This is a genomic window from Providencia sp. (assembly GCF_052096715.1).
Taxonomy (GTDB): Bacteria; Pseudomonadota; Gammaproteobacteria; order Enterobacterales; family Enterobacteriaceae; genus Providencia.
Map to the genome: position 1 here is coordinate 87,921 of NZ_JBQDNB010000009.1, position 20,720 is coordinate 108,640.

The 20,720-nt window shown below is 39.4% G+C and carries 17 protein-coding genes and 2 pseudogenes; 11 read left to right on the top strand and 8 right to left on the bottom strand.

Going from position 1 to position 20,720, the window contains the following annotated elements:
- Nucleotides 1–11: 11 nt before the first annotated feature.
- Nucleotides 12–740 (top strand): annotated as a pseudogene (locus tag ACTH6U_RS09465) (energy-coupling factor ABC transporter ATP-binding protein); the annotation flags it as partial.
- Nucleotides 741–800: 60 nt separating this feature from the next.
- On the opposite strand, the gene purC reads toward ACTH6U_RS09465, so the two are convergent.
- The 4 genes from purC to dapA form a co-directional block, all read right to left on the bottom strand.
- Nucleotides 801–1,514 carry a phosphoribosylaminoimidazolesuccinocarboxamide synthase gene (gene purC / locus ACTH6U_RS09470; protein ID WP_434719056.1) on the bottom strand — a complete coding sequence of 238 codons (714 nt, stop codon included), beginning with the start codon at nt 1,512–1,514 and terminating at the stop codon, nt 801–803.
- Between the two features lie 355 nt (nt 1,515–1,869).
- The gene (locus tag ACTH6U_RS09475) at nt 1,870–2,526 is read right to left on the bottom strand and encodes a hypothetical protein (protein WP_441832080.1); all 657 of its coding nucleotides are present in this window, start codon (nt 2,524–2,526) and stop codon (nt 1,870–1,872) included.
- A gap of 201 nt (nt 2,527–2,727) precedes the next feature.
- Nucleotides 2,728–3,780: an outer membrane protein assembly factor BamC gene (gene bamC, locus ACTH6U_RS09480; protein WP_294105822.1), complete on the bottom strand. Its 1,053-nt coding sequence runs from the start codon at nt 3,778–3,780 to the stop codon at nt 2,728–2,730.
- A gap of 16 nt (nt 3,781–3,796) precedes the next feature.
- Entirely contained in the window at nt 3,797–4,699 is a 903-nt protein-coding gene (dapA, locus tag ACTH6U_RS09485; RefSeq protein ID WP_294105820.1) for a 4-hydroxy-tetrahydrodipicolinate synthase, read from the bottom strand.
- Nucleotides 4,700–5,008: 309 nt separating this feature from the next.
- On the opposite strand from dapA, the gene ACTH6U_RS09490 reads away from it, so the two are divergent.
- Nucleotides 5,009–5,566 (top strand): glycine cleavage system transcriptional repressor, encoded by a 558-nt coding sequence (locus ACTH6U_RS09490; RefSeq protein ID WP_294105818.1) that lies wholly within the window; start codon nt 5,009–5,011, stop codon nt 5,564–5,566.
- Nucleotides 5,567–5,580: 14 nt separating this feature from the next.
- Nucleotides 5,581–6,051, top strand: a complete 471-nt coding sequence (gene bcp / locus ACTH6U_RS09495) for a thioredoxin-dependent thiol peroxidase (protein ID WP_294105817.1) — start codon at nt 5,581–5,583, stop codon at nt 6,049–6,051.
- Between the two features lie 178 nt (nt 6,052–6,229).
- Here bcp and ACTH6U_RS09500 read toward each other — a convergent pair whose 3' ends face one another.
- A complete protein-coding gene (locus ACTH6U_RS09500) occupies nt 6,230–7,315 on the bottom strand; it encodes an AI-2E family transporter (RefSeq protein ID WP_294105815.1) in 1,086 nt (361 codons plus the stop codon).
- Between the two features lie 153 nt (nt 7,316–7,468).
- Here ACTH6U_RS09500 and ACTH6U_RS09505 point away from each other — a divergent pair, with 153 nt between their 5' ends.
- Entirely contained in the window at nt 7,469–8,932 is a 1,464-nt protein-coding gene (locus ACTH6U_RS09505; protein WP_294105811.1) for a beta-barrel assembly-enhancing protease, read from the top strand.
- A 12-nt stretch (nt 8,933–8,944) separates the two neighbouring features.
- A complete protein-coding gene (arsC, locus tag ACTH6U_RS09510; RefSeq protein ID WP_441832081.1) occupies nt 8,945–9,301 on the top strand; it encodes an arsenate reductase (glutaredoxin) in 357 nt (118 codons plus the stop codon).
- A 53-nt stretch (nt 9,302–9,354) separates the two neighbouring features.
- Here arsC and hda read toward each other — a convergent pair whose 3' ends face one another.
- From hda to upp, 3 genes are all read right to left on the bottom strand, one after another.
- The gene (hda, locus tag ACTH6U_RS09515) at nt 9,355–10,062 is read right to left on the bottom strand and encodes a DnaA inactivator Hda (RefSeq protein WP_294105805.1); all 708 of its coding nucleotides are present in this window, start codon (nt 10,060–10,062) and stop codon (nt 9,355–9,357) included.
- A gap of 133 nt (nt 10,063–10,195) precedes the next feature.
- On the bottom strand, nt 10,196–11,491 hold the full coding sequence (uraA, locus tag ACTH6U_RS09520; protein ID WP_294105802.1) for a uracil permease: 1,296 nt from the start codon (nt 11,489–11,491) through the stop codon (nt 10,196–10,198).
- Between the two features lie 91 nt (nt 11,492–11,582).
- Nucleotides 11,583–12,209, bottom strand: coding sequence for a uracil phosphoribosyltransferase (gene upp, locus ACTH6U_RS09525; RefSeq protein WP_294105799.1), 627 nt, complete (start codon nt 12,207–12,209; stop codon nt 11,583–11,585).
- A 350-nt stretch (nt 12,210–12,559) separates the two neighbouring features.
- Between upp and purM the strand changes: the two genes are divergently transcribed.
- The 6 genes and pseudogenes from purM to mgtE form a co-directional block, all read left to right on the top strand.
- Complete coding sequence (gene purM, locus ACTH6U_RS09530) at nt 12,560–13,600, top strand: phosphoribosylformylglycinamidine cyclo-ligase (protein ID WP_294105790.1); 1,041 nt, start codon at nt 12,560–12,562, stop codon at nt 13,598–13,600.
- Entirely contained in the window at nt 13,600–14,238 is a 639-nt protein-coding gene (gene purN, locus ACTH6U_RS09535; RefSeq protein WP_336429906.1) for a phosphoribosylglycinamide formyltransferase, read from the top strand. The genes purM and purN overlap by 1 nt, the downstream gene beginning before the upstream one ends.
- Before the next feature lie 287 nt (nt 14,239–14,525).
- Nucleotides 14,526–15,113: a spermidine N1-acetyltransferase gene (speG, locus tag ACTH6U_RS09540; protein WP_294105785.1), complete on the top strand. Its 588-nt coding sequence runs from the start codon at nt 14,526–14,528 to the stop codon at nt 15,111–15,113.
- An 86-nt stretch (nt 15,114–15,199) separates the two neighbouring features.
- A complete protein-coding gene (gene ppk1, locus ACTH6U_RS09545) occupies nt 15,200–17,269 on the top strand; it encodes a polyphosphate kinase 1 (protein WP_336429903.1) in 2,070 nt (689 codons plus the stop codon).
- A gap of 4 nt (nt 17,270–17,273) precedes the next feature.
- Nucleotides 17,274–18,803 carry an exopolyphosphatase gene (gene ppx / locus ACTH6U_RS09550; protein ID WP_294105779.1) on the top strand — a complete coding sequence of 510 codons (1,530 nt, stop codon included), beginning with the start codon at nt 17,274–17,276 and terminating at the stop codon, nt 18,801–18,803.
- Between the two features lie 368 nt (nt 18,804–19,171).
- Nucleotides 19,172–20,452, top strand: a pseudogene (gene mgtE / locus ACTH6U_RS09555) (magnesium transporter); the annotation flags it as partial.
- Nucleotides 20,453–20,720: the final 268 nt, after the last annotated feature.

Consider the following 20,720-nt stretch of genomic DNA (forward strand, 5'->3'; position numbering starts at 1 on the left):
ATTCGGGCGAATGGATAGCATTAGTGGGCGATAATGGTGCAGGAAAATCAACCTTATTGCGCCTTATTGCCGGATTATTAAAACCCACTCATGGCAGTGTGTTGTTTGAAAATATAGCTTTAACGAATTATTCTGCACCTGAACGCGCCAGTAAAATCGGCATTTTATTTCAAGAAGCAGAAAAACAAATCTTTCATAGTACGGTAATGGATGAGGTTGCCTTTGGGCTTCGTAGGCAAAAATTATCCAAAGAAGAAATTCAACAACGTACCCTACAGGCTTTAGACGTTTGCAATTTAGCAGAGGTAGCACACAAACATCCACTTGACCTCCATTCAGGACAGCGCCGTATGGTCGCGGTAGCCTGTTTGAGCGCCGTTGCACCCAAATTATTGCTACTTGATGAACCTAGTCGAGATTTCGATGCACGTTGGATGAATTGTTTTGAGCATTGGCTAAATCTACAAAAAGCGCAAGGCACGACGGTCATTACCATCAGCCATGACCTTGATTTTGTTGCTCGTCATTTTGATAGAGCCTTACATTTATCTGCGGGTCAATTAATTGGAGATGGTGATATTGACCAAATTTTACGCCACGGTGAATTACAGCCCGCCTCAGAACTTCCCGCACCAACGCTAATATCACTGAGCCATGCTTTGCAATTACCCCTACAACGTGAGCCTCATTTCTGGGCTACTCAATTTATAAATGCGACTAAAATGAATCAAAACGCCTAAAAAAATAGCCTGCATTTTGCAGGCTAAAAAAACATCATTTAAGGAAAATATATTAATTTATTAGTCGAGTTGAACACCGATACGGCGAGCAACTTCTTCATAAGCTTCAATTAGCCCACCTAAACTTTGACGAAAACGGTCTTTATCCATTTTGTTCAATGTCGCTTTATCCCATAAACGGCTACCATCAGGTGAAAATTCATCACCAAGAATGACTTGACCGTTACACAAGCCAAATTCCAATTTAAAATCAACAAGAATAAGCCCTGCATCTGCAAAAATTTTGCTTAATACTTCGTTGGCTTTGTAACTTAACAGTTTCATTTGTGCTAAGTTTTCTTGGCTTACCCAACCGAATGTTTCGCAATAAGACTCATTGACCATTGGGTCATGCTTTGCGTCATCTTTTAAGAATAAATCAAATATTGGAGGATTTAATACCATACCCTCTTCAATGCCAAGGCGTTTCACTAATGAGCCTGCAGCGCGGTTACGGATCACGCATTCAACAGGTACCATATCCAATTTTTTAACCAAAGCTTCAGTATCAGATAACAAGGCTTCCATCTGGGTTGGAATACCCGCCTCTTCTAGTTTGCTCATAATAAAATGATTAAATTTGTTATTTACCATTCCTTTACGATCAAATTGCTCGATGCGCTCACCATCGAGTGCTGATGTATCATTACGGAATTCCAGAATTAATAAATCAGGATCCTCTGTGGTATAGACAGTTTTTGCCTTCCCACGATACAACTCAGCTTTCTTTTGCATTTTACACACTCCAGAGATGTGGCTAAACGAAATAGGATATCAACCTGCGTTGCAGATTCAGATAACTAACAGCAGTGCTGCGATAACTTTAAAAAATGCAATTCATTGTTAGTTTTCTGCTCTGTTTCAGTTAGTTACCGAATATTTTCATTCGTCATTGCTAACTAACTGATATTCAATATTTAATAACTCACTAACCATTATGATAATCAAAATATCATTCAGACGCAAACGATTACTTAACGATGAACACTGATTTTTTGTCCATTTGTTTTATGGTTTATTTATTCAAATGAATAGCAATTTCAGAATTGATTTTTGCGAGTAAAAACTGAAGAATGGCGATTTAACCGTATTATCTAGAGATTAGTGGTATTTTACTTATAGCAATTAATCTATGTGTATGAATATCAATGTCGTTCCCCCAAAATAGATCGCTCCAGTTCGTATAAAAATCATTCATATTTTTAATCACAGTCAGAGGTCTATCTTCAACCGTACCATCAGAAGCATAAACGTAATATTGAGTATTAAATGCCCAATCAATCATTGATTCCCAAAAACGTCTCCCGTCATCGGTATGTTCTTCATCAGTAAGCATAATGCAGTATGTATCAAGTAGATAAGCAAAAAATAAGCTGGGTAATTCTCGAATAACATTTTTATGGATCGATGAAATTGTGCGCCATACTTTAATTTGTGTACACGTTATTCTATCCAAAATAATATCTTTTCGAAATTTTAACTCAACCAAGTAAACGGTTTCAGGAATATCGCCCACAGTTATCAAACGATATTGCTCTTTTTTTTCTGACTTAACCAACCGATAACCAATAGAAATATCATAATTTGGTAATTCAAAATCACCAATACCCTCTCTAATAAAGGTAGCAGTATGTGAAATATTACCCTCAGTTGTTCGTAATTTTCGATTGAAACCAGCCCCTGATATTTTCCTTGGCATTACATTACTGTCTCTATTTTTTATCCTCTCAATTCGATTATTATGCACGACAGATCCCTATAATGTTACCAATCTATAAGTAGAGTATATCTGAAAATAAATTGATTATAAATCCACCAAATATTCTTATTTTTTTATATTACTGATTAAATATTATTGTGCTTAATTTATGTTTAGTCGTAATAAAACGAAAAAAACCGTAACCCAATAAATGCGTTACGGTTTATATTCAAATCAAATAATTAATAATTATTTTTTAGGTGCAACTTTACTAAATGCGGCTTTCAATGCAGCAACCATTTCATCATTTTGTTTTTGAGTTAATGGCACACCTTTAGTATTGATAAACTGTAGGCTACTACGGTTATTCAAATCACCAACCTGAATTTTATAGTCGGCTTCTGGTACTGATGGGTCATCAACACCAAGTGCTTGCCATTCAGAGCTGCTTAGTCCTTTATATGTCACCATAACAGAACCTGTCGAACGGCTACGATCGCCGACTTTCATACCGACATTTTCCAGTGTATGAGGCAAACGCTCCCACACAGCATCAAACGGCGCACGAACAATGACCAATGGTAGACCTGTGGTGTCACTACCAGTTTGAACATCAATAATACCATAAGCATTCTGAATGCTATTTTTATTAGATGTATCGCGCAATGCAAATAAATTATCGGTTAATTCATTTAACAGCAATTTATTATAACGTTGCATTTCAGCGGCATCGGTAATCGATTCGGTACCCTGCTGCATTCCTAAGTTAGTCACGGTCAGCGCTATCATGTTATTTTCTGGTTGCACTGTAATTTTATGGCGGCTTTCGATTGCCACATCTTCATCTGCGCGATCCCATTTAACCCAATTGGTTTCAATTGAATGTGAACCATCATCTTTTGAAGATACAGGAATACCGCGCTGTTCTAGGATCAATGTCACTTGTGACCATAGAGCACTATTTTCAGGGGTATTTTCTAGCAACAAACGACTCGCATTAGCGCTATCTTCTGTACGCGAACCGGACAATTGCGAAATAGTCAGTACTGGTGGGCGAATATCAAGTGCTTTCCCTATCGCTCCTGTTGATGTTGCCTTAGGAATATCAAACTCACCATTTTGTTCTGGTAATGTAATTCCTTGAGGCGCATTCAACATTTTCAATGGCGCAGCATTGAGATATTCTTCATCACCACTGACCTGACGTTTATAGCGCTGATCGCTGGAGCAGGCTGCCAGTAACACAACAAGTGACAGGCCAGCAACCTTCATAACCTTCGATTTTTGCAATAATGTTGCCATTAAAATTCCCTAAATTTTACAGTAACCCAGCGAGCTTCAGAGCTTCCTCTACCTTCTGCTGACCTGATGCGGTTAACGGTGTCATTGGTAACCGTAAAGTATCATCGGAGATCAGGCCAAGACGGTGACAGCCCCATTTCGCTGGAATTGGATTTGGTTCAACAAATAACTGATGATGCAGTCCCATCAGTCGTTTATTTAATTCACGAGCCTCAGTATATTTGCCTGCAAGCGCTAAGTCACACATTTTTACCATCTGTGCAGCTGCAACGTTTGAAGTTACTGAAATTACACCTTGGCCCCCGAGTTGCATAAAATCAAGTGCAGTTGCATCATCACCTGTGAGCAATACAAAATTATCATCAACAAGTTCTTTGATTTGGTGAACCCTTGCTAAGTTCCCTGTTGCTTCTTTAATTGCAACAATATTTGCTAATTTAGCTAAACGCCCCACGGTTTCTGGTAATAAATCACAACCAGTACGTGATGGTACATTATAGAGAATTTGAGGCAAGCTCGTGTTTTCTGATATTGCTTTAAAATGTTGATAAAGCCCTTCTTGAGACGGTTTATTATAATAAGGTGTTACCGTCAAGCAAGCAACTACACCGCTGTTTTCGAAATCTTTCGTTAATGAAATAGCTTCTGCTGTCGCATTGGCGCCTGCACCAGCAATAATAGGGATACGTCCATCGGCTAATTCTAACGTAGCTTTCACCACTTCAACGTGCTCTTTGTGATTTAGCGTAGCAGATTCACCAGTAGTACCAACCGATACAATAGCAGATGTACCGCTTTCAACATGATAATCAACCAATCTTTTTAGGCTTTGTTTATCTAAACGCCCAGCTGAATCCATCGGTGTAATAACTGCAACAATACTTCCCGTTAAAAAATCTTTGTAGTTTCCGTTAGCCATGGCGATAACCTCTAAAATAGTTGAACCCCCATGTTACTTTTTCATATCGAAGAAGAAAACCACCCAAACGCAAGATTTTAATGAATTTTGTTAATGCCAGCAGCATAAACTTAAATAGAAGTAATAATTCACTGATATTTCTCGCAAGAGTGAGTCACTCCTCTTGGCAGATTCATATTTTTATGGTTTCCTTATCATTATCTAAAGTTAGTTTTTTTATGACGATACTTTTTATTTATGCCAATATTTTTTATGGCAATATTGTCGGTCGAATGAAAACTGACATAATACAAAAATAAGGAATAGACTTTGCCTCAGACTGAACAGCAATTTCTCGTTATTACCGCGCTGGGAACAGATCGTCCAGGCATTGTGAATACAATAACTCGCCTTGTTAGCGAATGTGATTGTAATATTGAAGATAGTCGCCTAGCGATGTTTGGCAAAGAGTTTACTTTTATCATGATGCTGTCGGGTAGCTGGAACTCTATCGCCCTCTTAGAATCAACACTACCCCCCAAAGGAGCCGAGTTAGAGCTTCTCATTGTTATGAAAAGAACTAAAAGCGTTCAAACCACTTACTATCCATCGACAGTGACTGTCAATATTGTGGTCGATGATGCGCCTCGAATTGTCGAGCAATTCACAAATTTATTCACAACCCAACAATGTAATATTGCAGAACTTGTTTCTAAAACTCAACCTGCCCATAATAATGTACCAGCCCAACTAGAAATTCAAATTACGGCACATGACCCATTAGATGATAATGGCATAATAATAAAAAATAAATTTCAACAACTATGTACAATGCTTAAAGCTAAAGGCAATATCAGCATTGTTAACAACCCCAACATGCAGAGTTAATGGAGATATAAGCAATGAACCCATTGAAAGCCGGTGATAAGGCGCCACAATTTAGCCTTCCTGACCAAGATGGTGAGGTTATCAGTCTGTCTGATTACGAAGGTCAGCGTGTATTAGTTTACTTTTACCCAAAAGCAATGACGCCGGGTTGTACTGTGCAGGCTTGTGGTCTACGCGATGAAATGGACACACTGAAAGCTAAAGGTGTCGAAGTTTTAGGGATCAGCACCGATAAACCTGAAAAATTGGCGCGTTTCGCTGAAAAAGAACTATTGAACTTCACTTTATTATCCGATGAAGACCACCAAGTCTGTGAACAATTTGGTGTATGGGGCGAAAAACAATTCATGGGGAAAACGTATGATGGAATTCATCGTATTAGCTTTCTTATTGATGCTGCAGGTAACGTTGAACACGTATTTGACGACTTTAAAACCAGTAATCACCATGAGATTGTACTTAACTACATAAACACTCACAACTAATCTAATTGAATAGGGTTGTTATGTTGTATTCAACCCTCTTTTTCAAAACCTGTAATATGTCACTCACTATCCAACTGATAAATAAGCATTTATCATCAATCGTTCATCGTTAAATTAAGCATAAAATCTTGTCATTCCCCCCGTCCCCTAAAGGACGAGGCTCTTATTAGCGCAATAACTATTTACTGTCCTTACTCTCTAGCTTTTCACTATCACTGGTATCTTCAGGCCATGCGTGGATCACGGCTTTAATCAAAGTGGCGAGAGGAATAGCAAAAAACACCCCCCAAAATCCCCATAATCCACCAAAAATAACCACAGATAAAATAATAACTAATGGATGTAAGTTTACCGCTTCTGAAAAGAGAAGTGGAACAACAATATTGCTATCAAGCCCTTGAATGACAAGATAAACAATAATCAAGGACCAAAAGTCGCTACCAATTCCCCATTGAAATAGTGCCACAAGCACAACCGGAATTGTCGCGGCTACCGCCCCAATATATGGGATCAATACCGATATTCCGACTAATACGGAAAGTAACACCGCATAACGCAAGTCAAAATAAGCAAAACATAAATAAGTACAAACACCAACAATCACCATTTCAGTGATTTTACCGCGTAAATAATTCGCAATTTGTTGGTTCATTTCCAACCAAACTTTGCTAACTAACACGCGATTTTTTGGTAGCAATTTAACAAAACTTTTCCCTATTCTGTCTTTATCTTTAAGTAAGAAAAACATCATTAACGGAACAAGCACTAGATAGATAGCGAGGGAAAAAATACCAATCAAAGACGCAACTGATGCTTTTACTACCGAGTCTGCCACACCAGATAAACGACTACGCAAGTTATCTGCCATCATGTCGATAATACCAACATCAACTAAAGCAGGATATTGTTCAGGTAATTTTTGAGCAAATTCATTGAAACGCGTGACCATACTCGGTAAATCAGCAACTAAATTAATTCCCTGTTGCCATGCTGTAGGTGCAATTATTAAAATGACCATGGCACTAATTCCTGCAAATAAGGTCAAAATAATGCTAACAGCGAGAACCCGAGATAAACCAATACGTTCAAGTAAATGTGTCGGCCATTCCAACAAATACGCTAATGCAATTGCCACCAATAACGGAGCCAATATACTGCTAAAGAAAAAAATAATAAGAAAGCCGATAACGAGCAGAGTAAAAAGTGCAACAGCTTGTGGGTCAGCGAAACGTCGGCGATACCACTGTAAAAACAATTCCAACATTCATTGGCTCCTGGGATATTAATGCAAAAAAATGCGCTTAAAATAAAGGACAGTTCTTAAATTATCGAAAATTATACCGAATAACTGATTTTACGATAGCTTTTGCTATCATATCCCCTAAATAATTCGTGCTGTATGGGATACCATGACCAAATGACTAAAAAATTTAAATATCCACTACTGGCTTTATTAATCACTGCACTAATGAATAGTACAGTACTCCCTGCGTATGGCGCTATTGAAGATACGTTACCCGATATTGGTACAACCGCAGGAGCTACACTAAGTATTAACCAAGAAATTATCATGGGTGATGCAATTACGCGCCAAATTCGCGCCAGTACACCATTAATTTATGACCCATTACTTACTCAATACATTAACAAATTGGGTATGCGTTTAGTTAAAAATGCCGATTCAGTTAAAACACCCTTCACGTTTTATCTTGTAAATAACCCAAATATTAACGCTTACGCCTATTTCGGTGGTAATGTCGTCCTGCATTCCGCGCTCTTTCGTTATAGCCAAAATGAAAGCCAGTTAGCCTCAGTTATGGCTCACGAAATATCTCACGTTACTCAGCGCCATCTTGCTCGAATGATGGAAGACCAAAAAAGTACCACGCCGCTAGCCATTGCAGGAACCATTGGTTCATTACTGCTCATTATGGCTAATCCACAAGCAGGATTTGCAGCGCTAACAGGTACTATGGCGGGTGTACAGCAAGGTATGATTAGCTTTACCCAAGCCAACGAACAAGAAGCTGACCGCATTGGTTTACAAACGTTAAGACGTGCTGGGTTTGATCCTCATGCAATGTCTGATTTTATGCAAACAATGTCAGACCAAACCCGCTATATGTCTAAGCCGCCTGAAATATTACTGACTCACCCATTACCAGATAGTCGTTTAGCCGATGCACGTAACCGCTCAAATCAATATCCAAAAGTGAGCACGCCATCATCACTGGATTTTATGTTAGCCCGTGTACGTATCTTGTCGATGTATAGTGAAGATCAAAAAATCGCTTTAGACCAAATAATTGATAACTATAGTAAAGGTTCTGAACAAGAACAGCTCGCCGCGAAATACGGCCAAGCCTTACAACTATCTCAAAATAAAAAGTATGCAGAAGCAGAAAAAATAGTCAGCCAATTATTAGCAAAACAACCAGACAATCCGTGGTTTATCGATAGCATGACGGATATTGATATTGAACAAAAACAAGTAGGTAAAGCCATTACTCGCCTGCAAAATGCGTTAAAAAAATCACCCAACAATACAGTTCTAATCGTTAACCTTGCCAACGCATTAGTTAATGGCCATCAATATAAAGAAGCCAGTAAACTGTTAAATAAATATACGTTTGATTACCCTAATGACCCTATCGGTTGGGATTTATTAGCAGAAGCATCGGCAAAACAAGGTAATCGAAACGAAGAACTCGCGGCTTACGCTGAGGGAATGGCGCTTAGAGGCAACTATGATAATGCAATCAATTATCTCAGTGATGCTAGCAGAAAAAGCAAGCTCGGCAGTTATGAACAACAACGCTACGATGCACGTATCGATGAATTGAAAAAATTACAATTACGCGACAGTAATGCCAAACCGTAAGGAATAATCGTCATGACGGATAATATTAAGATTTACCATAATCCTCGCTGCTCTAAAAGTCGAAAAACGCTCAATCTTTTAGAAGAAAGAGGCATTACGCCAACGGTAATTGAATATTTAAAAACACCGCCTAGCATTACTGATATTAAAAAATTGCTAACAATGCTTAATTTTAACGATGCGCGCCAATTAATGCGTACTAAAGAAGATTTATATGAAGAATTAAAACTTAGCGATGATTCATTGAGTCAAGAGCAGCTCATCAAAGCGATGCACGATAATCCTAAGTTGATTGAACGCCCCATTGTGGTCCATGGTGATAAAGCTAAATTAGGTCGCCCACCTGAGCAGGTATTCGATATTTTATAGCGACTATTATTGGCAGTCATTTGGCTGCCAATCATTTCCCTAGTCGGAGAATGCTATAATTTGAGAGTTTCTTTTACAAAAGGGATAGTCAGTTTACGTTGTGCAACGATAGATGCGTGATCTAACTTATTGAGAATATCGAATAAAGTACCCATTTTTCGGTCAAGGCGCTTTAAAACAAAACGACACACATCTTCAGGTAGTTCAAACCCTCTTATCCGAGCTCGTAATTGGAGCGCACAAATTTTATCTTCATCACTTAGTGGATGTAGCTTATAAATTTGTCCCCAGTCTAGCCTTGACGCTAAATCAGGAAGAACCAAATCAATTTGTCTTGGCGGCCTATCACCCGTAATCAAAAGACAAGTACGCCCGATTTCTAATATTCGATTGTAGAAATTAAAAATGGCCATTTCCCACTCTTCATCTCCAGCAATGCATTGAATGTTATCAAGACATACCAGTGATAAATGTTCCATACCCTCTAAAACTTCAGGTACAAAATAAGCTCGTTTATCTAATGGCACATAGCCTACAGCCACACCTTGCTCCGACAATTGAGCACAAGCTGCATGAAGCAGATGACTCTTTCCCCCGCCTTCACGAGACCAATAATAAATATAGCTCCCATGAGATTGCGTAATCGCTGATTTAATTGCAGATAATAAGGCATCATTTTCCCCTGCATAAAAGCTGGCGAAAGTTTCATCATCGGGTAGATAAAGTGGCAGTGAAAGCTGTGATGGTGTGTTCAGAAGCACCTCTGACTGTGCAAATCAATTAACGCGGACAAGTTTACCATAAATTTCAAGGATAGATGAACAGTAAGAATTTCAATTGCCGGCGTATTTCGTCACACCGGCAATTAGTTTTATCTTTTCATATAGAAAAAGTTTATTTTTTCTTCGTATCGACTTCTTCAAGTTCCGCAGTGACAAATTGCTTTTCAGGGCGTACAAAAGTGATAAAACGGAACAGTAACGCCATTCCTATACCCACTACTGTTGCCAATGCCATTCCCTTAAGTTCTGCTTGTCCAATATGAATAACCGCGCCGCTAACCCCAATAATTAAGATAACTGACGTTAAAATTAGATTTTGTGGTTTGTTATAATCTACTTTTGAGTCAATTAAAACGCGAATACCGGAAGCACCAATCACACCATAAAGTAATAAAGAAACACCGCCCATGACTGGAACTGGCACTAACTGGATCGCCGCTGCTAATTTTCCGACACAAGAAAGTAGTATGGCAATCACAGCAGCACCACCAATAACCCATGTGCTATACACTTTCGTTATGGCCATTACACCGATATTTTCACCATAAGTGGTATTAGGTGTCGATCCAAAGAAGCCTGAAATTACTGTCGAAAGTCCATTAGCAAACATTGAGCGATGCAGGCCTGGGCTTTTCATTAAATCGCGTTCAATGATATTCGCGGTGACGACTAAGTGACCCACGTGCTCCGCAATAACAACCAGCGCCGCAGGTAAGATAGTTAATATCGCAAACCATTCAAAACGTGGTGTATAAAAAGTCGGTAAAGCAAACCATGGCGCTTCAATAACTGGTGTAAAATCAACAATACCCATGAAATAGGACAACGCATATCCGCTCAACACGCCGATTAAAATTGGAATAATCGCCAGAAAGCCGCGGAAAACCACTGCACACAAAATAGTGACTGATAAAGTGACAATTGAAATAATTAGCGTGGAGGATTCAACAGGCACGCCTTCTTTTGGCAGTAAACCCGCCATTCCTGCCGCTGTTTGCGCCAGCTCTAAACCGATAACTGCAACAATTGCACCCATTGCCGCAGGTGGAAACATGACGTTAATCCAACCACGACCCGCAATTTTTACAATTAAAGCAACAAGGCAAAACAGCACACCACAGATGATAAACCCACCAAGTGCAAGCTCATATCCTAACGGTAGCAAAATTAATACTGGTGAAATAAAAGCAAAACTCGAACCCAAATAAGCTGGAATTTGTCCTTTACAGATAAATAAATATAACAATGTGCCAATACCATTAAATAACAGTATGGTTGCAGGATTAACACCAAACAAAATAGGTACGATAACCGTCGCCCCAAACATAGCAAACAGGTGTTGTAAACTCAGTGGAATAGTTTGTAGTAGAGGGGGTCTTTCTTCAACACCGATCGTACGACGTGTCATTTCGTTTTATCCTTTTAATAATGGATTTTATAATTAAGAAAATAATAATTAAACAAACAAAAAAAAGCCGACTCATTAAGTCGGCTCATTATTATTTAGTACCAAATATCTTATCGCCCGCATCTCCGAGACCCGGAACGATATACCCTTCTTCATTTAAATATTCATCAATAGAAGCAGTATACAATTCAACATCTGGGTGAGCGGCTTCAAGTGCTTTAATACCTTCCGGCGCAGCAACAAGAACCAAAATTTTAATTGCATGACAACCTGATTTTTTCAACAAATCAATTGTTGCAATCATAGAGCCACCGGTCGCTAACATCGGGTCAACGACTAGCGCCATACGCTCATCAATATTTGAAGCTAATTTTTGGAAATAAGGGACAGGTTTTAGTGTTTCTTCATCACGATAAACACCCACCACACTGATACGTGCACTTGGAATACTATCTAGAACACCATTCATCATGCCGATACCTGCACGAAGAATTGGGACTACCGTTATTTTCTTACCTTTGATTTGTTCAACTTCTACCGGACCGCACCAACCATCTATTGTTACTTTTTCAGTTTCTAGGTCAGCGGTTGCTTCATAAGTGAGTAGGCTACCAACCTCTGAGGCCAGTTCACGAAAACGCTTAGTACTTATATCATGAGCTCGCATCAGGCCGAGTTTATGTTTAACGAGAGGGTGTTTTACCTCAACGATCTTCATGGGTTTCTCCTACTGTTTTAGACACTGGCGGACAAAAAAATCGCCGGATTATACCTCTTTTTTCGGTAGATGCCACTAGATTCCGCTTGACTTAGGTCAAAATTTAATCAGTTAGATTTTGTTTTTTTAAATATATCTGCTAATTCAAATAGTTAATTAGCTAGTTTATATGCTTATCTCTAAGCGATATTATAAGGATGAATACTAAGTGTAGCTAACACCATGGTAACTTGAAGAGTCTTTGCCATAATTTTTCATTAACAAAGCTATCGCAAACGTTTGCGTTGCCTGCTAGAATATCTATCAAGATAGTTTATTTTTCTAAATATGCAATTGCCTTGGGGGCCGTAGTGACTGATAAAACCTCTCTCAGCTATAAAGATGCCGGTGTCGATATTGATGCAGGTAACGCATTGGTTGAACGCATTAAAGGTGTAGTAAAAGAAACTCGCCGCCCAGAAGTCATGGGAGGACTCGGAGGCTTTGGTGCATTATGTTCCCTGCCACAGAAGTACCGTGAACCAGTTTTGGTTTCAGGTACCGATGGCGTTGGCACCAAATTACGTCTTGCGATGGATTTAAAGCGTCACGATTCGATTGGTATTGACCTTGTCGCTATGTGCGTTAACGATTTAATTGTACAAGGTGCTGAGCCCCTATTCTTCCTCGACTACTACGCAACAGGCAAATTAGACGTCGATACAGCGGCAAGCGTCATCACAGGTATCGCTGAAGGCTGTAAACAATCAGGTTGTGCCTTAGTGGGTGGTGAAACTGCCGAAATGCCAGGTATGTATCATGGTGAAGATTATGACGTTGCTGGTTTCTGTGTTGGTGTCGTTGAGCGCTCAGAAATTATTGATGGCACTAAAGTCAGTGCGGGTGATGCATTAATCGCTTTAGGATCAAGTGGTCCTCATTCAAATGGCTATTCTCTCGTACGCAAAATTTTAGAAGTCAGCAAAACTAACCCAGAAAATACTCAGTTAGAGGGCAAATCACTCGCTGATCATTTATTAATGCCAACTCGCATTTATGTGAAAAATGTCCTTGAGCTGATTTCTAAAAATAATATTCACGCTATCGCACATATTACAGGTGGCGGTTTTTGGGAAAATATTCCACGCGTTTTACCTGATAATACTCAAGCTATTATTGATGGCGATAGCTGGCAGTGGCCGAGCGTATTTAGTTGGTTACAACAAGCAGGTGCAGTTACAACACATGAAATGTATCGCACGTTTAACTGTGGTGTCGGTATCATTATTGCTCTGCCTCAAACCGAAGTTGCCTCTGCGTTAACATTACTCACCGCATTAGGTGAAAAAGCATGGCAGATTGGCACCATCGGCCAATTACCTGAAGGTGAAGAGCAAGTAGTGATCCGCTAATGAAAAAAATTGTTGTCCTCATTTCCGGTAGTGGCAGTAATTTGCAGTCATTAATTGATGGTTGCCATAACGGCACCATCAATGCTGATATTGTTGCAGTAGTGAGCAACCAAAGCGATGCATACGGTATTATTCGAGCACAAGAGGCGGGTATTCCCGCCCTTTGTCTGAATGCTAAAAACTATCTTAGCCGCGATGAATACGATGCTGCTTTACTGGAAACAATAGCGCAATATCAACCTGACTTAGTGGTGCTTGCTGGTTTTATGCGAATTTTATCATCGAATTTTGTTAAAAATTTCTCGGGTAAAATGCTCAACATACACCCGTCTTTACTCCCTAAATATCCGGGGTTGCATACTCACCGAAAAGCCCTTGAAAATGGCGATAAAGAACACGGTACTTCTGTGCATTTTGTCACCGAAGAACTTGATGGCGGTCCTGTCATTTTGCAAGCAAAAATCCCACTTTTTACAGACGATACTGAAAATGGTGTCATTGAGCGGATCAAAACCAAAGAACACCACATTTACCCGATGGTAGTGCAATGGTTTGTGAATGACCGATTAACAATGATTGATGGCAAAGCGGTGTTAGATGGCAATCCACTTCCTGCACAAGGTGCCGCTGTCGAGTGACCTTTATTAAGCGACACCCGCTAAATCGCTAGGCTAATCAAATCAAGGGCCGAAAATAATTTCTGCCCTTTTTCTCTTTATTCTAACCTTATTCAATATTTTCCCACCTAAACTGGATAAATCTTCGCCATGAAAAAAAACTCTCTGCGTTGAGTCATTATTTTATTACAAATAAATGGTATCCTTATCATGGTTCTTAGAAGTTAATTCAGTGTGTTTATTTCTGTTTTTACCAAAACGGCAAAATCGATATATAAACATATACCAAAAATAATTAGAGGTGTTATATGACTACCGGGCAAGCTCATCCGTTTAGGTTGCGCCCACTTGAACGTGAAGATTTAGCATTTATTCATCAAATTGACAATAATGCCAGCGTGATGCGTTACTGGTTTGAAGAGCCTTATGAGGCTTTTGTCGAACTTAGCGATCTTTACGACAAACATATTCATGACCAATCCGAACGTCGTTTTATCATTGAAAATGATAGTGAAAAAGTCGGCTTAGTCGAACTCGTTGAAATCGATTACATTCACCGACGCTCTGAATTTCAGATAATCATTGCTCCACATTATCAAGGGAAAGGCTATGCAACGCGTGCAGCCAAACTTGCGATGGACTATGCTTTCTCTGTTCTTAATTTATATAAGCTTTATCTCATCGTCGATAAAGAAAATATAAAAGCTATTCATATTTATAATAAACTAGGCTTTCATACTGAAGGCGAATTAATTGACGAGTTTTTTGTTAATGGTCGCTATCATACAGCAATTCGTATGTGTGTTTTTCAACACCAATATTTTGCAATGAAACAACAGTCTGATAATCCTGAAAGTGTTGTCAGTAAAAATGCAGCCATTAAGCAGCGCGTTTAATCAAAGCTAAATTATTCATATTTATACATTGATATCTAATATCAACGGCATATAAGTATTAACGCTTAGAGTATTACGGAGCAATAATGTCCCAAGAACGTCTCTATCATGAAAAAGAGTTAAGCTGGCTGGCTTTTAACGAACGCGTTTTACAAGAAGCCGCTGATAAGCGTAACCCTCTCATTGAGCGAATGCGTTTTTTGGGCATTTATTCCAATAATTTAGATGAATTTTATAAAGTCCGTTTTGCCGATGTGAAGCGTCGGATTTTAATTAATGAAGAACGTGGCTCAGCCAGTGGCTCTCGTCATTTACTTAAACGCATCCAATCTAAAGTCGCCAAACAAGAACAAGAGTTTGACGTTTTGTATAATGATTTACTGCTTGAAATGGCTCGCAACCAAATATTCTTAATTAACGAAAGACAAATATCCCCACGCCAACAAATTTGGGTACGTCAATATTTCAGACAAAACTTACGTCAACACATTACCCCGATTTTAATTAATCGGGATACGGATTTAGTCGAGTTTCTAAAAGATGACTACACCTACCTTGCCGTTGAAATTATTAACGGTAGTGATATTCAGTATGCGTTATTAGAAATACCATCAGATAAAGTGCCGCGTTTTGTTAATTTGCCTCCCGAAATGCCCAAGCGTCGAAAGTCTATGGTATTAATTGATAATATCTTGCGATATACCCTTGATGAAATTTTTAAAGGCTTCTTTGACTACGATAAGTTAAATGCTTATTCCATGAAAATGACACGCGATGCAGAATATGATATTGCGACAGAAATGGAATCCAGCCTACTTGAAATCATGTCATCGACCCTGAAACAGCGCCTTACCGCGGAACCTGTGCGTTTTGTTTATCAGCGAGATATGCCTGATGAAATGGTGGTTCTTCTACGACAAAAATTGGGGTTATCTAATGATGACTCTGTTATTGCGGGTGGACGTTACCATAACTTTAAAGATTTCATTAACTTCCCAAATGAAGGTAATAAAAACTTATTAAATAAACCATTGCCGAGACTTCGCCATCGTTGGTTCGATAATTTTCGCAATGGATTTGATGCCATCCGTGAACGAGATGTGCTGCTCTATTACCCTTATTACACATTTGAACATACCTTAGAATTACTGAGGCAAGCTTCTTTTGACCCCAATGTGCTCTCGATAAAAATCAATATTTATCGTGTCGCTAAAGATTCTCGGATTATTGATTCCGTTATCCATGCCGCGCACAATGGCAAAAAAGTCACAGTGGTGGTTGAGCTACAAGCGCGCTTTGATGAAGCTGCCAACATTCATTGGGCCAAAAGATTAACTGAAGCAGGCGTACACGTTATTTTCTCTGCGCCAGGCCTTAAAATCCACGCTAAATTGTTTATTATTTCGCGGATGGAAAATGGCGAAATTATCCGCTATGCACATATTGGAACCGGTAATTTTAACGAGAAAACCGCGCGTCTCTATACTGACTATTCATTACTCACTGCAAATGAACAAATCACCAATGAAGTTCGCCGAGTCTTTAGCTTTATTGAAAATCCATACCGCCCTGTTTCATTCGATAATTTAATGGTATCACCACAAAATACCCGCACTAAATTAAATGAACTCATTGATCAAGAAATTAGTAATGCTCTCGCCGGATTACCTAGTGGTATTACATTAAAAATCAATAACCTTGTTGATAAAGAATTAACCGATAAACTTTATGATGCATCAAATGCAGGTGTCAAAATCCGCTTATTAGTACGCGGTATGTGTTCTTTAGTTACTGGTCAGGCGGGTTACAGTGAAAACATTCAAGTAACCAGTATTGTCGATAGATTTCTTGAACATGACCGCGTTTACGTCTTTTCAAACGCCGGTGATGAACAGGTCTTTATTTCGTCAGCAGATTGGATGACTCGTAATATAGACTATCGTATTGAGGTCGCTGTTCGCCTGCTAGACCCACGTCTTAAACAATTAGTTTTAGATATTCTTGAGTTACAATTTAACGATACTGTAAAAGCGCGTTATGTTGACAAAGATTTAAGTAATCATTATGTTCCCCGCGGTAATAAACGTAAAATTCGTTCCCAACTTGCGGTTTATGACTATTTAAAATCACACGAAACGCCTGATACAAGAGCTTGATACTATGCCAATAACCAATACATCCACGACTAGACCACAAGAAATTGCGGCTATTGACCTAGGTTCTAATAGTTTTCACATGGTGATTGCACGTATCGTTAATGGTGCATTACAAGTGCTTACTCGCTTAAAAAAACGGGTGCATCTTGCTGACGGGCTCAGTGATACCAATGAACTTAGCGAAGAAGCAATGGAAAGAGGACTAGCTTGTTTAGCGCTATTCGCTGAGCGCTTACAAGGTTTTTCACCTGAAAACGTTTGTATCGTAGGCACCCATTCATTACGTGTGGCAACGAATGTAAAAGATTTTTTGCAGCGCGCTAAAGGCATAATGCCCTATCCCATTGAAATTATTTCAGGACAAGAAGAAGCGCGATTGATTTTCATGGGTGTTGAGCATACTCAACCGGAAAAAGGCCGTAAACTGGTTATCGATATTGGTGGTGGCTCGACTGAGCTTGTCATTGGAGAAAAATTCGAGCCTCTGTTAATTGAAAGCCGCCGGATGGGATGCGTCAGTTTTGCCCGCAATTATTTTCCTAATGAAACCATTTCGTCTGAAAATTTTAATCGAGCCTACCTTGCAGCCTGTTTGAAACTTGAAAATGCCGCTATCTTATTTAAAAAACAAAGCTGGGATGTCGCGATGGGCGCTTCAGGTACCATCAAAGCGGTACACGCAGTGTTGCTCGAAATGGAAGAAAAAGACGGCATTATCACCCGTGAACGGCTTGAAAAAATCAAACAAATGGCCTTGAAGTATAAGTCATTCTCTGCGGTAAATATTCCCGGTCTTTCTAATGAACGCAAACATGTTTTTGTGCCCGGATTAGCGATTTTAATTGCTGTCTTTGATTCACTCAACGTTAAAGAGTTACGCCTTTCTGACGGCGCCTTACGTGAAGGTGTTCTCTATGAAATGGAAGGTCGTTTTCGCCATCAAGATATCCGCCAACGCACTGCACTAAGCCTAGCGGAGCACTATAATATTGATAGAGAACAAGCCAAGCGAGTTCTCAAAACGATGGAAGAGCTTTATTATCAATGGGGTAAGCAAAATCCCAAACAGTTAAATCCACAACTTGAATCAATACTTATTTGGGCAGTCATGCTGCATGAAGTAGGTTTGAGTATTAATCACAGTGGTATGCATCGACATTCCGCTTATATTCTCCAGAACACTAATTTACCCGGATTTAATCAAGAACAGCAATTACTGTTAGCGACACTGGTTCGTAATCATCGCCGAGTGATTAAATATGATGATATTCCGAAGTTTAACCTTTATAAACGAAAACAGTTTATGCCGTTAATTCAAATTTTGCGGCTATCGATACTGTTAAATAACCAGCGCCAATCGACAACGACCCCATCATCGCTAAGAATAGAAACCGATGATGACCATTGGAACCTATTTTTACCTGCTGAATATTTAACGCGAAATGCACTTATGCTACTCGACCTTGAGAAAGAAAGTGCTTATTGGGAAGATGTGCCAGGTTGGCAATTAACCATCAGCCCAGAATATGAGTAACTTCAATCTATCATTTGTAGTGATTTAAACTTAGCTATTTGACTTATAAATATAAAATTGACTACCTTATTACTCATATATTTGATATTTTGCCGGGATCGGTGACAATGGTAGTAAGATATTTCGTCAATTAGCAGACGGATTAGTTTAGAAGCGCCCTTAGCGCTCTTATTGTTTTAAGGATTAAAATGTCACAACATGCTTTTTCTAACGATGCGGTATCAACAGTAAATCCGCACTCACAAAAACTGGCGCATATCCGCCAGCAGATCCTAACGATATTTTTGGATGACGAAGAATTCGTTCATCGCCTTGTTGAAAAAGATCAACATGTCGATAGTGATGACAAAGCATTTAGTGAAAAAGTCAATACTGTAAAAGAGTTGCTACTTGACCTCCACACCGCCGATATTGCAGATATTTTAGAAATGCTGCCTTACGATGAGCGTCTTGCTTTATGGCGTCTTGTCGATAATAACGACCGTGGTGAAGTGTTAGTTGAAGCTTCTGTTGCCGTTTGGGACAGCTTGATTAAAGATATGTCCGATAGAGAACTTCTACGGGCCGTCGCCAATTTACATGTTGATGAGCAAGCCTATATTGCCGAACATTTACCTCGCGATACCATGCGCAGGCTGCTCACCTATTTAGACCCAAGTTTACGCAGCCGTATTCGTGAAGTTTTGCAATATGCAAAAGACAGTGTCGGCCAGATGATGGATTTTGAATTCGTTACCGTGCGTCCTAATGTCACCTTAAAAACAGTGCAACGCTATTTGCGTCAACGCGGAAAAATTCCTGAAGCCACAGATAAAATTTTTGTTGTCGACAACAATAATTACATTCAAGGGGAGCTTCCACTTACCACAATACTGATCCAATCCCCTGAAAAAATTGTCGCGGATGTGATGAAAACCGATACGGTCACCTTCTTACCCGATGAAAAAGGGGAAGATGCGGCAAGTGCGTTCGAACGGTATGACTTGATTTCTGCCGCGGTGGTTGACAGTAATGGTCTGTTGATGGGACGACTGACTGTTGAAGACATCGTTGATAACTTAAACGAAGAAAATGACAATAGTATTCGTCGTATGGGTGGATTAAGCGCCGAAGAGGACGTCTTTGCACCTGTAGGACAAGCTGTTAAAACACGTTGGGCATGGCTTGCAATTAACCTTTGTACTGCATTTGTCGCCTCTCGTGTTATCGGTGTATTTGAAGATACTATCTCTCAGCTAGTGGCCTTAGCGACACTCATGCCGATAGTCGCTGGGATCGGGGGTAATACCGGTAACCAAACCATTACGATGATTGTCCGCGCAATTGCCCTACACCAGATCCGAAATAATAGCTTCTCATTCCTTTTAGTTAGAGAGCTTGGTGTCGCCATGATTAACGGTGTCGTTTGGGGAGGAATTATGGGTGTTGTCACCTACCTTCTCTATGGCGACCTCGCGATGGGTGCCGTCATGACGCTCGCGATGATACTGAACTTACTGATGGCCGCCATTATGGGTGTATTAGTGCCATTCCTTATGCTCAAGATCGGTAGAGATCCCGCGATTGGTTCAAGTGTGATGATCACGGCTATCACTGATACCGGTGGTTTCTTTATTTTCCTTGGTCTTGCCACCCTCTTCTTGGTTTAGCGCTTTATTCAAACATGCTCAGCTTCCTTCTGGGCATGTTTTTTTTACAATCCCCCAGTTTATATTTTCATACTACTTAATCAAACTAGCCAGACAGCAATAAACAGGTCATTTAAACTTATTCTATTTATTCAAATAGATTTATTCGCTACTACTATTAGTTGTAATTAATGTCATGAAATAGGTTTCTCCCCTTATTATTTAAATAAAAAGAGTAACAATTCATTTATTTTCTATAAATTATGGCCTTAAATTACCAACGCCAATA

Bases quoted from the DNA above. Each gene is read 5' to 3' on its own strand.
- purC (WP_434719056.1), bottom strand. From the start codon at position 1,514: ATGCAAAAGAAAGCTGAGTTGTATCGTGGGAAGGCAAAAACTGTCTAT.
- bamC (WP_294105822.1), bottom strand. From the start codon at position 3,780: ATGGCAACATTATTGCAAAAATCGAAGGTTATGAAGGTTGCTGGCCTG.
- dapA (WP_294105820.1), bottom strand. From the start codon at position 4,699: ATGGCTAACGGAAACTACAAAGATTTTTTAACGGGAAGTATTGTTGCA.
- bcp (WP_294105817.1), top strand. From the start codon at position 5,581: ATGAACCCATTGAAAGCCGGTGATAAGGCGCCACAATTTAGCCTTCCT.
- ACTH6U_RS09500 (WP_294105815.1), bottom strand. From the start codon at position 7,315: ATGTTGGAATTGTTTTTACAGTGGTATCGCCGACGTTTCGCTGACCCA.
- ACTH6U_RS09505 (WP_294105811.1), top strand. From the start codon at position 7,469: ATGACTAAAAAATTTAAATATCCACTACTGGCTTTATTAATCACTGCA.
- arsC (WP_441832081.1), top strand. From the start codon at position 8,945: ATGACGGATAATATTAAGATTTACCATAATCCTCGCTGCTCTAAAAGT.
- uraA (WP_294105802.1), bottom strand. From the start codon at position 11,491: ATGACACGTCGTACGATCGGTGTTGAAGAAAGACCCCCTCTACTACAA.
- upp (WP_294105799.1), bottom strand. From the start codon at position 12,209: ATGAAGATCGTTGAGGTAAAACACCCTCTCGTTAAACATAAACTCGGC.
- purN (WP_336429906.1), top strand. From the start codon at position 13,600: ATGAAAAAAATTGTTGTCCTCATTTCCGGTAGTGGCAGTAATTTGCAG.
- speG (WP_294105785.1), top strand. From the start codon at position 14,526: ATGACTACCGGGCAAGCTCATCCGTTTAGGTTGCGCCCACTTGAACGT.
- ppk1 (WP_336429903.1), top strand. From the start codon at position 15,200: ATGTCCCAAGAACGTCTCTATCATGAAAAAGAGTTAAGCTGGCTGGCT.
- ppx (WP_294105779.1), top strand. From the start codon at position 17,274: ATGCCAATAACCAATACATCCACGACTAGACCACAAGAAATTGCGGCT.